10 protein-coding genes are annotated in these 17027 nt (G+C 64.5%); 5 read left to right on the top strand and 5 right to left on the bottom strand.

Annotation, left to right across the window (positions count from 1 at the left end):
- Positions 1 to 108: 108 nt before the first annotated feature.
- On the top strand, positions 109 to 1650 hold the full coding sequence (locus AC30QB_RS09610) for a methyl-accepting chemotaxis protein (RefSeq protein ID WP_489545988.1): 1542 nt from the start codon (positions 109 to 111) through the stop codon (positions 1648 to 1650).
- On the opposite strand, the gene AC30QB_RS09615 is transcribed toward AC30QB_RS09610, so the two are convergent.
- Both AC30QB_RS09615 and AC30QB_RS09620 read right to left on the bottom strand, forming a co-directional pair.
- Entirely contained in the window at positions 1637 to 4375 is a 2739-nt protein-coding gene (locus AC30QB_RS09615) for an ATP-binding protein (protein ID WP_489545989.1), read from the bottom strand. The two genes, AC30QB_RS09610 and AC30QB_RS09615, sit on opposite strands and share 14 nt — an antisense overlap.
- A 15-nt stretch (positions 4376 to 4390) precedes the next feature.
- Positions 4391 to 5617, bottom strand: coding sequence for an MFS transporter (locus tag AC30QB_RS09620; protein WP_489545990.1), 1227 nt, complete (start codon positions 5615 to 5617; stop codon positions 4391 to 4393).
- A 149-nt stretch (positions 5618 to 5766) separates the two neighbouring features.
- Between AC30QB_RS09620 and AC30QB_RS09625 the strand changes: the two genes are divergently transcribed.
- Entirely contained in the window at positions 5767 to 6654 is an 888-nt protein-coding gene (locus AC30QB_RS09625; protein WP_489545991.1) for a nucleotide-binding protein, read from the top strand.
- A gap of 132 nt (positions 6655 to 6786) precedes the next feature.
- Here the strand turns inward: AC30QB_RS09625 and AC30QB_RS09630 are convergent, their stop codons facing one another.
- Positions 6787 to 7611, bottom strand: coding sequence for a LuxR family transcriptional regulator (locus tag AC30QB_RS09630; protein ID WP_489545992.1), 825 nt, complete (start codon positions 7609 to 7611; stop codon positions 6787 to 6789).
- A gap of 513 nt (positions 7612 to 8124) precedes the next feature.
- On the opposite strand from AC30QB_RS09630, the gene AC30QB_RS09635 reads away from it, so the two are divergent.
- Together AC30QB_RS09635 and AC30QB_RS09640 are read left to right on the top strand one after the other, a co-directional pair.
- A complete protein-coding gene (locus tag AC30QB_RS09635; protein ID WP_489545993.1) occupies positions 8125 to 8766 on the top strand; it encodes an ECF-type sigma factor in 642 nt (213 codons plus the stop codon).
- Positions 8763 to 11324: a protein kinase domain-containing protein gene (locus AC30QB_RS09640; protein WP_489545994.1), complete on the top strand. Its 2562-nt coding sequence runs from the start codon at positions 8763 to 8765 to the stop codon at positions 11322 to 11324. Before AC30QB_RS09635 ends, AC30QB_RS09640 begins: the two co-directional genes overlap by 4 nt.
- Positions 11325 to 11380: 56 nt before the next feature.
- On the opposite strand, the gene AC30QB_RS09645 is transcribed toward AC30QB_RS09640, so the two are convergent.
- Positions 11381 to 13747, bottom strand: coding sequence for a hypothetical protein (locus AC30QB_RS09645; protein WP_489545995.1), 2367 nt, complete (start codon positions 13745 to 13747; stop codon positions 11381 to 11383).
- A 157-nt stretch (positions 13748 to 13904) separates the two neighbouring features.
- Here AC30QB_RS09645 and AC30QB_RS09650 point away from each other — a divergent pair, with 157 nt between their 5' ends.
- On the top strand, positions 13905 to 14543 hold the full coding sequence (locus tag AC30QB_RS09650) for a hypothetical protein (protein ID WP_489545996.1): 639 nt from the start codon (positions 13905 to 13907) through the stop codon (positions 14541 to 14543).
- A gap of 58 nt (positions 14544 to 14601) precedes the next feature.
- On the opposite strand, the gene AC30QB_RS09655 is transcribed toward AC30QB_RS09650, so the two are convergent.
- Complete coding sequence (locus AC30QB_RS09655; RefSeq protein ID WP_489545997.1) at positions 14602 to 16983, bottom strand: protein kinase domain-containing protein; 2382 nt, start codon at positions 16981 to 16983, stop codon at positions 14602 to 14604.
- Between the last annotated feature and the right edge of the window lie 44 nt (positions 16984 to 17027).

Below are 17027 nucleotides of genomic sequence, written 5' to 3' on the forward strand. Positions count from 1 at the left end.
TTTCGTTCATATCCGCCTTTAAAGCATCAGCAAGTTGCCGATAGTTCAGGGTGACGGGGGTGGGTCCACGTCACCCCAAAACTTGGCTAACGTCTGCTGGAGTCAGCAATGAAGAATCTCAGTATCAAAACCCGTTTGCTCGGGCTCGTGGCTGCACTTCTCGTGCTGCTGATGCTCTCGGCCGGCTCCACGGTGTACCGCATGCGCGAGAGCAACAAGGTGCTCGCCTCGGTCTACAACGACCGGGTGGTGCCACTCCAGCAGCTGAAAGATGTGTCCGACGGTTACGCCATCGGTGTGGTCGACACGGCGCACAAGACACGCGACGGCAGCATGAAGCCTGAAGACGGTCTCAAGGCGCTGGCCGCAGCACTCGTCTCGGCCGACAAGAACTGGAAGGCCTACCTGGCCACCGAACTCGTCGATGAAGAAAAGAAATTGATCGCACGCATAGAGCCGGCGATGAAAGTGGCCGACGCGGCCGCGCAGCGCATCGCCGCGTTCCTGAGCAAAAACGACATCGAAGGCCTGCGCGCCTTCACAGCCCGCGAGATGTACCTCGCGGTCGACCCTTTGGCCGACGACCTCAACAAGCTCATGGCCGTGCAGTTGGTCACCGCCGAGAACGACTTCAAGCAGGCGCAAGCCGACTACACCAGGGTGCTGTGGACCAACCTGATCACGGCGGCCACGGTGCTGCTGGCTGCGGGCTTGTTCGCGTGGCGACTCGTGATGTCGATCGTCGGTGGCATCGACCGCGCGGTGAAGGTGGCCGAAACCGTGGCCTCGGGCGACCTGGCCTCTGATATCGAAGTGACCAGCAAAGACGAGACCGGTCAGCTGATGGCCGCGCTCAAGCGCATGAATGAAAGCCTCGTGAGCGTGGTGGGCCAGGTGCGCAACAGCGCTGACTCCATCGCCACGGGCTCGGCGGAGATCGCAACCGGCAATGCCGACCTGAGCCAGCGCACGGAAGAGCAGGCCAGCAACCTGCAGCAAACGGCAGCGTCGATGGAAGAGATCACCTCCACCGTCAAGCAAAGCGCCGACACCGCGCGCCAAGCCACCCAACTCGCCAGCAGCGCCTCGACGGCTGCCACGCAAGGCGGCGTGGTGGTGGGCCAGGTGATCAGCACCATGGGCGACATCAGCGCGAGCTCGAAGAAGATCGCCGACATCATCAGCGTGATCGATGGCATCGCCTTCCAGACCAACATCCTCGCGCTGAACGCAGCGGTGGAAGCGGCCCGTGCCGGCGAGCAAGGCCGCGGCTTTGCCGTGGTGGCGGGCGAGGTGCGCTCGCTGGCCCAGCGCAGCGCTCAGGCGGCCAAAGAAATCAAAAACTTGATCGGCGAAAGCGTCGAGAAGGTGGAAAACGGCTCACGCCTGGTGGGAGACGCCGGCAAGACCATGGACGACATCGTCTCGCACGTGAAGCGCGTGACCGACCTCATCGGCGAGATCAGCAGCGCCGCCGTGGAGCAAAGCGCAGGCATAGGCCAGATTGGCGATGCGGTGCAGCAGCTCGATCAGGTGACGCAGCAAAACGCCGCACTGGTGGAAGAGTCGGCCGCGGCCGCCGAAAGCCTCAAGCACCAGGCCGCCGCCCTCGCACAGACCGTGGCGGTGTTCAAGCTCACGCGGGCATAGCCAGCAAGCGCTTCAGGTCGGCCATGAAGCGCTCGAAATCGAGCGGCTTGGTCCAGTAGTCGAACGCGCCGCTCTCGCGCGCCAGCGCCACTTCATCGGGCATGGCGCTCGCCGACAAGGCCACCACCCGCAGGTCGTGCGTAGCAGGGTCGGCGCGCAGGGCACGCAGCACCTGCGGCCCGTCCATGTCGGGCAAGCGCATGTCGAGCAAGATCAGGTCGGGGTGCAGCGCACGCGCCAGCTCGAGGCCACGCTCACCGTCTTCCGCCTGCACCAGCCGCACCCCTGGCCAGCCAAGCAAGAGCTGCTCGACCAGCAACAGGTTGATGGGGTTGTCTTCGATGTAGAGCACCACGCCTTGCGGCAGGCTGGCCGTGTCGGCCGGCTCTGCGTTGACCTTGGCGTCGAGCTCGCCGTGCTGCGACGGCGCCTCGCCCATGGGCAGGGCCACGCGCACCGTGGTGCCGCGCCCAGCCTCGCTTTCAACGCTCAGGCTGCCCTGCATCAGTGTCATCAGCTGGCGCGTGAGCACCAGGCCGATGCCGGTGCCTTCAATGCTGCTGTGCTCGCGGCCCAGGCGATTGAAGGGCTCGAAGAGTTTGTCGAGCTGCGCCTGCGTCATGCCCAGGCCAGTGTCGGCAATCTCGACCACCGCACGATCATCGACCACGTCAACGCTGACACGCACCGAGCCGCCCGGGCGGTTGTACTTCACGGCATTGCTCAGCAGGTTGAGCATCACCTGGCGCAGCCGCAGCGGGTCACCCTGCACCACCGCCGGCGGTGCTTGCCGATAGGCCGTGTCGAGCTGCACGCCAGCGCTGTCAGCTTGCGCACGCACCAGGTCGAGCACCTCATCAAGCAGCGTTGCAAGGCCTACCCCGCGCGACTCCACCTGCAGGTGGCCCGACTCAATGCGCGACACGTCGAGCACGTCGTTGATGAGGGCCAGCAAATGCCAGCCCGCCTGGCGGATCGACTCAACCCGCGTGCGCTGGCGCTCGGTGAGCGGCTCTTGCGCGTCTGACTGCATCAGCTGCGAAAAACCGAGCACGGCGTTGAGCGGCGTGCGCAGCTCATGGCTCATGCGTGACAGGAAATCGGTCTTGGCGCGGCTAGACGTCTCGGCGTCTTGGCGCTCGTGCTCGGCTTGCTCACGGCGCTTGCGTTCGGTGATGTCGAGGCTGACCGTGAGCATGCAGGGCTCGCCCTGGTAGTCGATCATCTCGGCGCTGGTCAGCATGTCGAGCGTATCGCCGCGCTCAGTGCACACGCGCACCTCGAGCTCGTGCACCGCGTCGTGCTTGTCGAGCTCGGCATAGAAGCGCTCGCGATACGGCGCCGCCAAGCCAATGCCCAGCTCGGCCATGGTGTGGCCGAGCATGGCCTCGACCGGCATGCCATAGCGCCCGGCCGCGGTGGCATTGGCCTCCATCACGCGGCCCGTTTTGCGAGAGATCAGCAAAATCGCCACTGGCATCAGGTTGAAAACGCGGCCCATGCGCTCGTAGCCGGCCTCCACCTGCAGCTCGGCCTGCGCTCGCGCGGCATCGCGATCGATGTTGTCGAGCGCAAACGAGAGGTCGCTCGCCATCTCGTCGAGCAAGCTCACGCGCGCGTCGTCGAAGAAGCCTTGCTGGTCGACATAAAGGTTCAGGCTGCCGAAGATGGCACCCCCACGGCGAATCGGGAATGCACCCATCGCCTTCACGCCATGCGCCAGGCCACGATCGCGCAAGATGGCGGCACGCTCGTCGTGCAAGTAGTCGTTGCTGATGACGTTGCGGCCTTCACGCAATGCTTCTGCCACGGGCAGCCGCGACATCGGGCCTTCAGCATGTAGCTTGAGCTCAATCCCCGACAGAAACTCTAGGGCCGGCCCGGCCGAGCCCACCAGCTCACCGCGGTCCCCTTCCAGTTGCACCACATAGGCGATGCGCGCCAGGCCTGTGTCTACGCAGATGCGGCAGATCTCTTCGAACAGGGTGCTGGCTTCACGCACCCGCACGATCATCTGGTTGGTGCGCGACAAGGCGGCGTAGCAATGGGCCTGTTGCAGGGCTGCGGCCTCACCGGCTCGGCGCTCGCGTGCGTAGCGCAGCACCACTGCCCAAGCCAGGCCCACGCCGAGGGCGAGCGCCAGGCCCACCATGGCCAACAGACCCCAGACGGCGGCCCCGTAAGCGCCGTGGCTGGCCCCGGTCTCGGCGGCGGCCTCTTCCGCCTGCACGGCCACGAGCCGGTCGATCACGTCATTCAAAGGCCGCACCACGGGGTAGAGGTCGTTGGCGACGAAAGCGCTCAGCCCTTCGCGGTCGCCTTGGTTCAGCAGGCGGGACAACCGGTCGTGCGCCGCTTCCGCCTGCGCAAGCAAGGGCTCGGCTTCGGCGATCAGCACTTTCTCTTGCGGCACCAGGTAGGTGGCCTTGTAGCGTGCCCATTGCAAACGGGCTTCGCGCCGGGTGCGGTCAAGCTCGGCCAGGCCGGCGGTGGTGTCGAGACGGCCATCGCGAGCCTGCTGAACCACGTCGGGCATGGTGGTCACGTAGGCTTGGGCCACCGCGCGCAACTGCAAGAGCGGCATCACGCGGTCTGCGTAAACCGTTTGCACCGAGAGCGTCACACCCCGCAGCTGAACCAGCGCAAACACGGTGGCCGCCGCCATCAAAGCCAGCAGCAACGCGATCAAAACTGCAAGCCGCGTGCGGATGCTGAGGTCAATCATTGGAAATGGCTTGAATCAGTTCCTGGCGCCGAGCGCCACGTAGCGCTGCGAACGGCGCCACAGCAGAAAGGCGATGCTCAGGTTCAGGGCGTTCCACGCCACGCCGTTGATGAAAGCGGCATGGTACGAGCCGGTGAGGTCAAACACCATGCCCGACATCCACCCGCCCAGGGCCATGCCCAGCAGCGTGAACATCAACACCGTGCCCACACGCGCGCCGGCTTCTGCCGCAGGGAAGTGCTCTCGCACGATGATGGCGTAAGACGGCACGATGCCACCTTGGAACAAGCCGAACATGGCCGAGATCACGTACAGCGACACCAAGCCGTCGAAGGGCAGGAAGAGCAACAAGGCCGCGCCCTGCAGCACCGAGCCGAGCAGCAAAGTGCGCAAGCCGCCGATTCGGTCGCAGATCACCCCCGAGACCAGGCGGCTCACGATGCCGCACGCCAGCATCAGCGACAACATTTCGGCACCGCGCGCTGCGCCGTAGCCCATGTCGCCGCAGTAGGCCACGATGTGCACCTGCGGCATCGACATGGCCACGCAGCAGGCCACTCCCGCCACGCACAAAAGCGCCTGCGCATGGCCGATGGAGAAGCCGAAGGGCCGCGCCAGTGCGGCACCCTCGCTCGCCGCTGAGACCAAAACGTCTGGCTTCGGCGGCCGCGGGCGCATCAGCAAGGCCAGCAAGGGCATGGTGACGGCACAGAACACGCCTAGCCCGAAGTAGGTGTGGCGCCAGCCGACGCTCTCTATGAAGTGCTGCACGATGGGCGGCCAGATGGCGCCGGCCAGGTAGTTGCCGCTGGCGCAAATCGCCACCGCAATGCCGCGGCGGCGCACGAACCACAGCGAGGTGTCGGCCACCAGCGGCGCAAACGTGGCCGACGAGCCCAGCAGGCCGAGCAGCACGCCATGCGCGGCCGAAAAGACCCAGATGTTGGGCGCCGAGCCTGCCACCAGGAAGCCCGCCCCCAAGCCGGTGGCCCCGATCAGCACCGGCACCATCACGCCGAAGCGATCGGCCAGCCGACCCATCGCGATGCCACCCACGCCGAAGCCGATCATCATTGCGGTGTAAGGCAGCGACGCATCGGCACGCGCCACCCCGAACTCGGCCTGCACAGAGGGCAGCACCACCGCCACCACATACATGGCGCCACTGCCGATGGTCATCAACAAGAGGGTGACGACGAGGCGTGCCCAGGCGTAGCGGGAGTCGGTGGCGTGCGAAGACATGCTCGGAGACAAGTGGTAACCCCCAGGAGCTTGAACGCGGCACAAGTTGGCGGCTACACGGGCAGCCTCCTATGGGACAAGCCCCGGTTTGGTGATGTAATGAACGGCCCTGGCCTCTGCTACGGCACCTCTCTCGGACGCACCTTTTCATGCCCGTTGTTGCAGTTGTCAATCGCAAAGGTGGAAGCGGCAAAAGCACCCTGGCCACGCACCTGGCCGCTTATTGCGCGCACAACGGCATGCCGGTCATGCTGGGCGATGTCGACAAGCAGCAGTCCACGCAAGCCTGGCTGCGGCTGCGCTCCACGCAAGTCACGCCCAACCTCTCTCCCCTGGTCGGCTGGACGGTAGACCCGAAAACCGTGCTGCGCGCACCTGCCGGCGTTGGCCACGTGGTGCTAGACACCCCCGGCGGCCTGCGCGGCTTCGATCTCGCGCGGGTGGCCATGTTTGCCGACGCCATCCTCATGCCGGTGTGCAACTCGGTCTTCGACCGCGAGTCTGCCGCCGACTGCTATGCCGAACTGCTGACGTTGCCGCGCGTGTCTACCGGCAAATGCCTGGTGGCCGCCATCGGCATGCGGCTCGACGCACGCACAAAGGCCGACGAAGTGCTCAAGGAATGGGCCGCGAAGCAGAAGCTGCCCTTCATCGGCGTGCTGCGCGAAACGCAAGGTTATGTGCGCTGCCTGGAGCGTGGCTTGTCGCTGTTCGACATGCCGGCGTCCAAGGTGCAGTCCGACCTTGACCAGTGGCAGCCCATCCTGGATTGGCTCGCCCCCGTTCTGCGGCCCGCTGCACAGCGTTCGCCCGCGCCGCAGCCAACAGTGGCGGCCAGCGTGCCGGCTGCCAACGCTTCGCGCTTCGACAGCCTGAAGCCCGCTCAAAGCTCGCTGCCGCTGAACCGCGACATGGTTGCCGCGCAGCAGCTCGACAAGGTGGCCGCGGCGGCAGCAACGGCGCAGCCCACGAGCATGATGGAGCGCGTAGGCAGCTTGCTGGGCTCGCTCAGCGTTCCACGCTTCTTGCAGCGCTGAGCCAGTCTTCGAGCCGCGCCAGCGTTGGCGCGGAACACCCACAAAGCTGCCATGACAATGGCGACGCCATCGAGGCACTTTGAAGCGTGCAACGAAAAACGGGTTGCAGCATTTCTGCTGCAACCCGTTTCGTTATTGGCGGAGTGGACGAGCGTATTCGGCGCCGTACCACTCGAACGTTTGGGTGGTCAAGTGTTGGCTGTGCAATACGGGGGGCCGGGCAGAATGCCGCAGGGGTGCGCCTTCGAGAACCCTCATAGCCTCCTGCACGAGCTTGACACGGTTGCTGGCGCCAAAACGGCGGCGCAGCTGGCGCAGGTGGTAGTCAACGTTGTGCAAATTCAACTTCAGCTCGCACGCGATTGCCTTGTCGCTCAAGCCCCGCATCAAACAGCGCATCACGTCAACTTGCGTGGGCGTCAGCTCCGTGCCCACGTCGTCGAGACGCTCTGACGCTACGGCGTAGCGGCTGTGGAACTGATGCACGCATGCTGCAAGCGTCAATACCCGGCCGAGCAGGCCGTCATCAATCCATTCGCAACCGCGCCTGCGCGAGGAGAGGCTCGCGAAGGCATCTTCACAAGCGTAGCGGCCGGGCAGTCGCATGCACACGCCGGAGCACGCGCCAGCATCTCGCATGTCGTTGGTGAATCGCACGGTCTTTGATTCCGACATGTGATGGAGCGGCCGCGCCAGCGCGCTAAGGTCCCAGATGTACGGCAAGCCTGAGCTGGAGGTGTCCGCCAGCCGTCTATCAACTTCGACGTACTCCTCACGGCAGTAGCGCTGCACCCATCGCGGGGGCGTGAAGCTAGCGCAGAGCCCCGTCAATGCTGCGGGCCCGGTGGACGAGATTCTTCCGTAGGCCAGCCAGTCGAATCCGAGTTGGTCCAATCTGCGTCGAATCACGGCCCGCCGTGATTCCCCACAAGCGGCATCGATCAGCTTCGTCAGCAAGGCTGGAAGCGGGCGGCGAGTCCTATCCTGTTCAGACAGCGGGAGCAAGGGGTCGCACCCCAACAGCGAACCGGCCGGTCGGGATGCATGCGCAGCAATCGCTGCGTGGTCTTGAGCATGAAGCATAGAGGGTCTCCAAATAAACACGGGGCTCTCCTTCTTCAAAGCGAAAAAGAAGCGCGTAAAGGACCATGCTGTTTCAGTTGGATACCTCAATCCCCGTGCGCCAGGGGGCAGGCAAGGCGCAGCGCATCTGCCCGGGAACAGCCACCGCCAACTCGCTTGCGTTGAAGTGCAAATAACAGAGGTAGAAACAAGTAGCTTCAAACCCGGGGGCTCCGAGCTGTCGGCACCCGGGACAATCGCCTCTGGCATGCCAATGGGTTTTTTGCCGGACTACGGGTTCGCGTAGTCCCTCACATCTGAACGCAATTTCGGCCGCTTCGGCAAGCACGTTTTTGCATACTCATGCTCTAAGCTGCGCTGCCACTCAGCCCGTGAACCGAGAGTGCCATGACAACCAACTCTTTCGATCCGTCGTTGACGCTCTTGCTGCAGCGCTGGAGCAACGGCGACACGGGCTCGCTCGAAAAGGCCTGGCCACTTCTGTATGACGAGTTGCGCCGCCTGGCGGGCCGCCACCTTCGCCACGAACGCCCGGGGCACACCCTGCAAGACACCGGCCTCGTGCACGAGGCGTTCTTGCGGTTACCCAAGCAGGGCAAGTTCGAATGGGAGTCGAGAGCGCAGTTCTTTGGACTGGCCTCAACCCTCATGCGCCGCATCCTCGTTGATCACGCGCGTGCGCGGCGTGCGGCCAAAAGGGGGGGCGGCGAGTTGTTCACCTCGCTTGGCGAACCCGACGACGCAGATCTCGGTCTGCCCGCCATGGATCACCATCAAAGTGATGCTGCGCTCGACATCGCGGCGCTGGACCAGTCGCTACAACGGCTTGAGCAGCTCGACACCATGCAAAGCCGAGTGGTCGAGCTCAGGTTTTTCGGCGGCTTGAGCACCGAAGAAATCGCCGCGACATTGAACATTTCGCCCTCCACGGTCAAGCGCGAGTGGGCAAGCGCGCGCGCGTGGCTGCTGCGCGATCTGGGTGGCACTGCTGCACTCGCCACATCACGGCCCGCACGCAGCAAAGCATGACGAACTGCGACGCGCTGCCGCCGTGGAGTCAACTGAAGCAACTCGTTGCTGACGCGCTCGCACTCGCCCCTCACGAGCGCGCCGCACACGTACAACAGGTGTGTGGCAACAACACGCTGCTGAAAGCGGAGCTTGATTCCTTGCTCGCAGCCGCCGAACAGACTAGCCAACTCGACGCCGGCCTCTCAGGGGTCGACCTGGGCCCGCTTGAGCCCACCCCACCGGCCGATCTGGCTGGCCGCATGTTGGGTGACTATCGGCTGCTGGCCTTGATTGCACGCGGCGGCATGGGCGAGGTCTACCGGGCCGAACGGGCCGATGGGCAGTATGAAAAGCAGGTGGCGGTGAAAGTGGTTCGTGAGGGCGCAGACAGCGGCTTCTTGTTGCAACGTTTCAACGCCGAACGCCGCATCCTTGCCGCACTCGACCACCCCAACCTGGCCAAGCTTCTTGACGCGGGCATCGCGGCAGACGGCGCGCCGTTCTTCGTCATGGAACTGGTCGACGGCACCCCGATCGACACCTACTGCGAGCACAACCGGCTGGCCTTGCCCGAGCGCGTGGCGCTGCTGCGCACCGTGTGTCTGGTAGTCGACTATGCGCACCGGCAGGGCGTGATTCACCGCGACCTGAAGCCCAGCAACGTGCTGGTGACCCACGATGGCGTCGTCAAGCTGGTCGACTTTGGCATTGCCAAGCGTCTGCTGCCCCTCGCCGAGGAAGACGCCACGCGCACTGCCACTGCGCTGCGCGCACTGACGCCCGAATACGCCAGCCCCGAACAAGTGCGTGGGGAGACCGTCACCCCGGCCAGCGACATCTATTCGCTGGGCGTTCTGCTCTATCGTCTGCTGACGGGAGCCAGCCCTTACGCTGGCGTGGCCCTCGACCGCTACTCGCTCACGCGGGCCATTTGCGAAACCGAACCTGAGCCGCCCAGTCGAGCCTTGCAGACGGCGCCTCGCCTGCTCAAACGCCAGTTGCAGGGAGACCTCGACGCCGTCGCATTGATGGCACTGCGCAAGGAACCTCAGCGCCGCTACTCGTCGGCCGAGGCGCTGGCCGACGATCTGTTTCGCCACCTCGAAGGGCTGCCGGTGCAAGCGCGGCGCGGTGCTTGGAGCTACCGCGCAGGTCGCTTCATGCTGCGCCATCGCACAGCGGCGGTTGCGGCGCTGCTGGCCAACATCGCACTCGTGGTAGGCATTTCAGTTGCCACCTACCAGGCGGTTGAAGCGCACCGCCAACGCGACCGAGCCGAGCGGTACTTTGCGAGCGTTCGCAAGCTGGCCAACGCGATGATGGGCGACATGCACGACGCCATCCGCGTGTTGCCCGGCTCCACACCGGCGCGCAAGCTGCTGGTGGACAACGCGCTGAAATACCTTGAAGGGCTGAGCACCGAAGCGCGTGACGACAAAGCATTGCAGATCGAGTTGGCGAGTGGCTACCGCGCGATTGGTGACATTCAGGGGCGGCCAGGTGGCAGCAACCTCGGCGATCCACAAGGCGCCCAACAAAGCTACAGCCGTGCCGCCGCATTGCTGAAACCCGTGGTCGCGCAGGCCGGCCAGCGCGACGCCAACCTTCTGCATGATGCGCAGCAGGAGCTGGTGACCGTGTACCAGCGCCAGGGTGCACTGATGGGTTTTACCGGCAAGGTGGAAGAAGCGCTGACGGTGCTGCAGACCGGCGTTGCATTGGCAGACGAACTTGCAGCAGCCGACTCCAACCACAGAAAACGCCAGTTGATGAGGGCCGGAATTTACGGCCAACTCGGGCAGGTTCAGATGTTCGCGGGCAAGATCGATGAGTTCCTGAAAACCTCAGCGACGGCTTCGCGGTTGCTTGAAGTTGTGGTCGCGACGGATCCCAACGACACCATCGCAAGCATGACGCTTGCAGCCAACGAGTCGACACGGGGTGAATATTTCATTCAGCACGACCTGGACAAGGAAAGCGCGCGCCTGTCGCTTGAGTCTCACCGCAAAGCCACCGCGCTGCGGGAGCGCCTGTATGCAACCCAGCCCGACAACGCCGTGGTAGCACGCCCCCTGGCCATCGGGTTCGACGATCAGGCCTTGGCCTTACTGCGCCTGGGCCAACCCAGGCAAGCCGCTGAGCACTCGCGCCGCGCCCTGGAGATTCTTTCCGTCTTGGCCGCAAAGAACCCAAGCGACCCGCTGTTCCGCGCTGACGCGGCACGGGTGCAAGGCTCGTTGAGCGAAGCCTTGCTGGCGGTGGGCGACGTGGCCGCGAGCGTGGCAGCCGCCAGCGCAGCCGTGGCAGCCTACGAGGCCTTGCCCGACGGCGCGCGCGCCGAAACCTACATCCTCTATCGGCAAGCCTTGAGCTACCACCAGCTGGGTCGCGCTCTGGATCAGCAGTCGCAGCTGCCGGCCCGCACCATTGCTGCAGCATCAGCCGATCACCGGGCCGCCTGCGCACGAGAACGCCAGGCGCTCAAGCTGTTCGCGAGCCCGAACGAGGGTGACGATGGCCCACCCAGTCGTTCTTTCGTTCCTGCTGCCCGCGAAGCCCTGCGCCGCTGCGCGTGAACGACGCTAGATCACAGCAACCTCGCAGCTGGAGGTCCAGCAAACGCCTGCCGCCCTTAAGCCGCGCCAGGTAGCTTGCAGGTCTGCAGGGTGCTCGGGGCCAGCTCGTGGTAGTCGCCGACTGGCATCTTCACCTGAACCGGGTTGCGCCACACATAGGCCACGGGCCGGGCGGCACGTACAAATCCTGCAGCAACCCAACTGGCGTCGACCGAGTAGGCGCGGCGGCCATCGGCATGCTCAAACTCGTGCAGCGGCACCGCGCTCGTCGGCCGCGCGGCGCTGCCGACTGGCATCGCGTAGAACAATCGCTCGGCCACGGCCGCACCCGTCACGAGCTTGCGGTTGGCGGCGCCAGCGGCAGCGTCCCAGCCCACGGCCACGGTGCCCGGGGCGGCATGATCGGGTGCCAGAAAGCTGGCCGCGATCAACGCGCTACCGGTGATGGCGCCGCGGCGCACGAACTGACCAGGCAACGTGGCGCTGAGGTCGTACACCGGCACCGGCATGGCCAGCTTGGGATCGTCGGTGTCCACGCGGTACATCACCTGGTTGTAGTTGTAGCGCGGGGTCGGTTTGCTGCCAGAGTAGGTTGATGTGTAGGTGGCTTCGAAGTACACCGTGCGCCCTTCGTCCATAGACAGGTAGGGATGCGTGTAGGGGTTGTAGAAGGTGTAGTCGTCGTGCGTAATGATCTTGCGTGCGTCGACCCACGGGCCCATGGGCGTATCGGCCTCGGCGTACCAAAGCTCGCCACCCAACGAGGTGCCAAACTTCTGCTGAATGATTTGAACGAAGCGCCTGCGATGCGCATTCCAGTGCACCGTGCCAACCGCTGCGGCGATGCTGTTGCCCGTCTGAACGTCGCGCAGGTGGCCTTCAAGGCTCTGGCCCGCCGCAAGGCCCTCGGCCCTCACCGCAGCTTGCGAAACTTCTTCGCCGGATGAGCCGTTGCGCCAGCGGTACTGCACCGCGCCGTTCACCACGTCGAGCCGCGTGGCTGCGCTGTCGCTCCACCCGGTAAACACTTGGTAGGCACCCCTGTCGACGAGCGCCTCGGCCTTGGCCGCGATGCGCAGGTTGTTGCTGTACTGCGCCCAGTCTTGGCCACCGCTGCGCAGCCGCAACACTTGCCCGCCGCTGGGCACGCCCCGTGCCGTCAGTGGGTACACCAGCACCGACTTGAAGCTCTTGCTGATTTCGTCGTACTGTGCCAAGCCTCGCTCGGCTGATTCGCTGTCGCTGATCGCCTTGCTGTAAGTACCGAACAGCTGCTCTGCGCCGTCCTTGTCGGGCACGGTGACCAGCGCGCCCATCCAGACCGGTGACAAGAGCTGCGGCAAGATGTCCGGGATCACTCCCTTCACGAAATCACCACCCGAGTTGCTGAGGTAGGTGATGTCCACACCCTTGTCGGGCGTCAACCCGCCCTGCGCGGGCAGCTCAGACGTGCCCGCGGTCGTGTAGAAGTTGCCCAGCGCATAGCCGGCCGAATTGGTGTCGCCCCAGATCCAGAACACCTTGTTCTTGAAGACCGTGGAGATCACCGAGTCTTGCCCGGTGACGCCCGCGTTCAACCCGCCGTTGCGCACGGGGATCTTGAAGCCTAGCAACAGGCTGTCGCGGTAAGTGCCCTGCCCGGTGATGCGGTACAGGCGCTCGGCCACGTTGTTGCGCGTCAGTTCCAGCGTTGCCGACTCGCCCGCGGCCAGCGTCACCGTCTTTTCAAGCGCTTGGTAGCCGTGGCTGGTCAGCTGCAACGCCATCGGGCCGAAGTGGTCGGGGTCGCAGTACGCCACGATGCCCTGGCTGTCGCTCAGGTGGCTGCCATTCGCCGTAGCCACGTTGACCAGCGGCACACCGCGTTGCGTGAGGCTGTCTACGATCTGCAAGGCCATGCATTCGGCGCGGCCCGGTACATCGCGGGCCAGCAGCCGGGTTTGCATGTCGCCTGCGGCAATCGCCGGGGGTGTACCAGTCTGGTTCATCTTGATGCTGCCGCTGCCGCCTTCCGAGATGCGCAGCCGCGTGCCGGAGATGCCCAGGCCGTCGGGCAAGATGGTGTAGCCCTCGCGCGTGGTCGAGAACCAGATGTTTCGCCCCATCAGGCCCGGCTCGTAGAACGCCACGTTGCCGTTGTCGTCGCTGGTGTAGGTGTCGCCGCTGGTTGTCTTGACGGTGGCGCCTGCAATCGGCTGGCTCGTAGCGTCGTCGACCACGGTGATCTTGTAGAACTTGTGCGACACCCCCGCCAGCGCCGGGTCGGCGGCCGGCAGTTGTGCGGCACGTGGGGAAGGGCAATCCGGCGCAACAGAACCATTCGCGTCACCCGCGAGGTTTGAAGCTTCTTCACCACTGCTACAGGCAGACAGGCTGAAGGTGATGGCAAGGGTCGCAGCGGCGTTGGCAGCGCGCATCAACATGGGAAGCAATCCGAAATGCAAGTGCTTGAATCATGGTGCACGGCGTGTGCCTAGCTTGCGCTTCGATTGAAACAAGCCGTAGAGGTTCCTGCAAATGGCGCAGGCATGGGGTGGCTACGAAAGACCGTAGGGCACCTGAGCGGCACCTCGCCGTACGATGCAACGCCATTCCGACGCGAACACGCCAAGCGTCAGCGGCAACTTCAAAGGAAGCACATTGATCTGGGTAAAGACCGAAACTGGGCGGGCAGAGATCGTCGCCAAGGCGTTGGTCCAGCAACGCCTGCGCCGGAATCTGCTGCTGCTGATTGACGGGAAGATCTCCGAAGACACGCTGCGGGGCAGGGTGCAAAACGTCGGGCCTGCAGACTTCCACGCGCTCAACAGCCTGGGCCTGATCGAGCCCTTGTCTACGCAAGAGAAGCCCGCCCACGGCCGCTCTGCCACCCTAGGCTCAGCGGCAGAGCGCGCCCAAGAAGCAAAGCCTCTTGACTACAGCAGCTTTACGGCAACACTCACTCAACTCATCTCGGCTGAGCTCGGCCTGCGTGGCTTCACTTTGACGCTCGCGGTTGAAAAGGCAAGCACCGCCGAGGCGCTGATGGAGGTGGGCCATCGTGCAGTGGATCAAATCCGCACGCGTCGAGGGGAGGCTGCAGCCGCCAACGCGCACCGGTTGCTCTTTGGCGAGGAACTGGCGGCGGATTCTGGCAACGACCAGTGGCCACTTCTCGGCGCACAGCACGCCGCTGGCAAGCACCCATCATTTCAGAGCGCGAAGCCGAAACAAGCTTGAATGGGCCTTGACGCCTCTCACTTTCAAGCTGGCAGCGCCCCATGTCAGTCACGATTCATCAGTTGCATTTGCGCAATGCCTCGCGGGCGGCGTTGGCAAACGAACTACCAGGGGGGTCGTTGAAACCTGCCTTGACGAGGCCTTCAAGCATGGTCAGCGCCTCTCGCTCTCGCTTGCAAGCGGTCTGGTGATCCATTGCCGCTGCAGCGGCGGAAACCCCCGGCAACTGTGATCGCCGCTCTAGCGCGCTGCCGAGCTGATGAACGCCGAAACTATGTACATAAAGGACGTTGGTTTCCGCACGTACGCCCGCCGGCAAAGCTTCAAAGGAAGCCACAGCTGCACTGGCGACAGCCACGCTTTCGGCCACTTCACCGAGCGACAGCAGGGCTTCGCTCAACGTGGCTTTCACTCGTGCCACATCGGCGCGGTACGAGGGGTCGCTGGGATTTTTCGCAGCCAACACGGAGTGAATCTCTAGCGCGCGCCGCGCTTGCTCGGAAGCCTGCCTAGGTTCACCCAGGCGCACCAAGGGCGAAACCTGGTTGACGAGCGTTGTTGCCAGCGCGCGTGCCACCGCGGTGTCGTCAGGCTGCTTCGCTGAGAGCCGATCTAGCAGCGCAGTGGCCTTGCGATTAGCGTCGAGTGATAGGCGCGCACTTTCCTTGTCAGCGCCGCGTTCACTAAGGTATTCACCTCGCGTTCCATAGCTTGCTGCGAGTGACATGCACGCCTTGGCGTCGTTCGGGTCTTCGGCTACGAGGATTTCCAGCCACTGCGCTGCGATGGCGGAAGTTTTCAGGAACTCGTCGCTCTTGCCCGCAAACATCTGCACTTGACTCAGCTGCCCGTACATGATGGCACGCAGAGATTGGCGCTCCCGGTGCTTAGGGTCGGCCGCGGCGAGTTCGTTGGCCAATGGGATGCCCGCATGCAGCACCGCTTGGGCTTCTTCCAGCTTGCCGGTGAAACCGAGCACCATGCCTTGTCGTATGTACACGCTCGCCAATTCCTGCTGCGCATCCCGAAAGTTGGCATCACGCCGATGCGCCGCAGCCGTGAGGGGTTGCAACAGTGCCACCGCCCGGCCATAACTCTTGAGCGCCCCTTGCGGGTCGCCCAGGCTGTTGCCTGGCCTTCCCTGGATGTCACCAATGGTGCGATAACCGGTGGCCAGCTCGGTCTGCAGCGCGGCGTCGTCGCGTGCTTCACTGCTCAACTGCTCCAGATACTGCAGCCCGTTGTCCACCAGCAGCTTGCGCGCCGGCGTCGAGCCGGGCAGCACGCGGATGGCATCGTGCATGTCACGCACCATCACGTTGGCCAGCTTGCGCACGCTCACAAAGTGCCGCTCCGCGCGCTCGCGCTGGCGATTCGCTTCAAAGGTCTGATAGCTGGCCAGCGCAATGCCCGTGACCAGCGCCACGTTGGCCAGCAACACGGCCCCCACTACGGCGCGGTGGCGCAACAGGAAACGCCCGGTGCGATAACTCATGGCGCCGCGACGCGCTTTCACCGGCAGCCCTTCCAGGTGACGGAAGAGGTCGTCGGCCAGTGCCTCGGCCGACAGGTAGCGCCGCTGCGGCTCTTTGCGCAACGCCATCAGGATCACGGCATCGAGGTCGCCCTGCACTTGGCGACGCAGCGGTCGTGGCGCGGTTTGCATGGCCCGGCTCGGTGGCTGCGGTTCGGTCTCGCAGATGGCGCGGGTGAGAGCGTAGCTGTCTTGGGTCGCACCGGCGTAGGGGCTGGCACCGGTCAGCAACCGGTACAACAGTACGCCCAGCGAATAGATGTCACTGGCGGGAGTGACAGCTTCGCCGCGCACCTGCTCGGGGCTGGCGTACTCGGGAGTGAGCGCGCGTTGTGCGGTGTCCGTTTGCCTGGCGCCGGTTTCACCTTCTACGGGTACCAGCCGCTTGGCGATGCCGAAGTCGACCAGCTTGACGCGGCCATCGCGGGTGACCAGCACATTGCTGGGCTTCAGGTCACGGTGAACGACACCCTGGCGGTGCGCATAGTCGACCACCAAACACACGGTTCGAAACAGGCGCAGGCACGCGCTGAGCGTGAGTTTGTTGTGTTCGCAGTAAACGTCAATGGGCGAACCGTCGACCAACTCCATCACAAAGAAGGGCGTGTGCTCGGGGGTCACACCGGCATCGAGCAGCTTGGCCAAGTTGGGGTGGTCAAGTGCCGCGAGGATGCGCCGCTCGGCGGCGAAGCGCTGCAGCAAGTAACTGCTGTCTCCATCGTCTCGCACGACCTTGACGGCCACTTGTTGTTCGTACTGACCATCGGCGCGTTCGGCGCGGTACACCTCGCCCATGCCGCCGCGGGCAATGAGTTCGAGCAGGCGATAGTCGCCCAAGACGCGCCCGGCGAAAGTGAGTGCGCTGGAGGGCAGCCCCGCTTCGAGGGCTTCTGGCGCATCAGCCATGAGCTGCTCGATATCGCTCGAAGGTGGCACGGTCTTAGATGGCG

The sequence above is a fragment of the Rhizobacter sp. genome (genome assembly GCF_046595475.1).
GTDB lineage: Bacteria > Pseudomonadota > Gammaproteobacteria > Burkholderiales > Burkholderiaceae_C > Rhizobacter.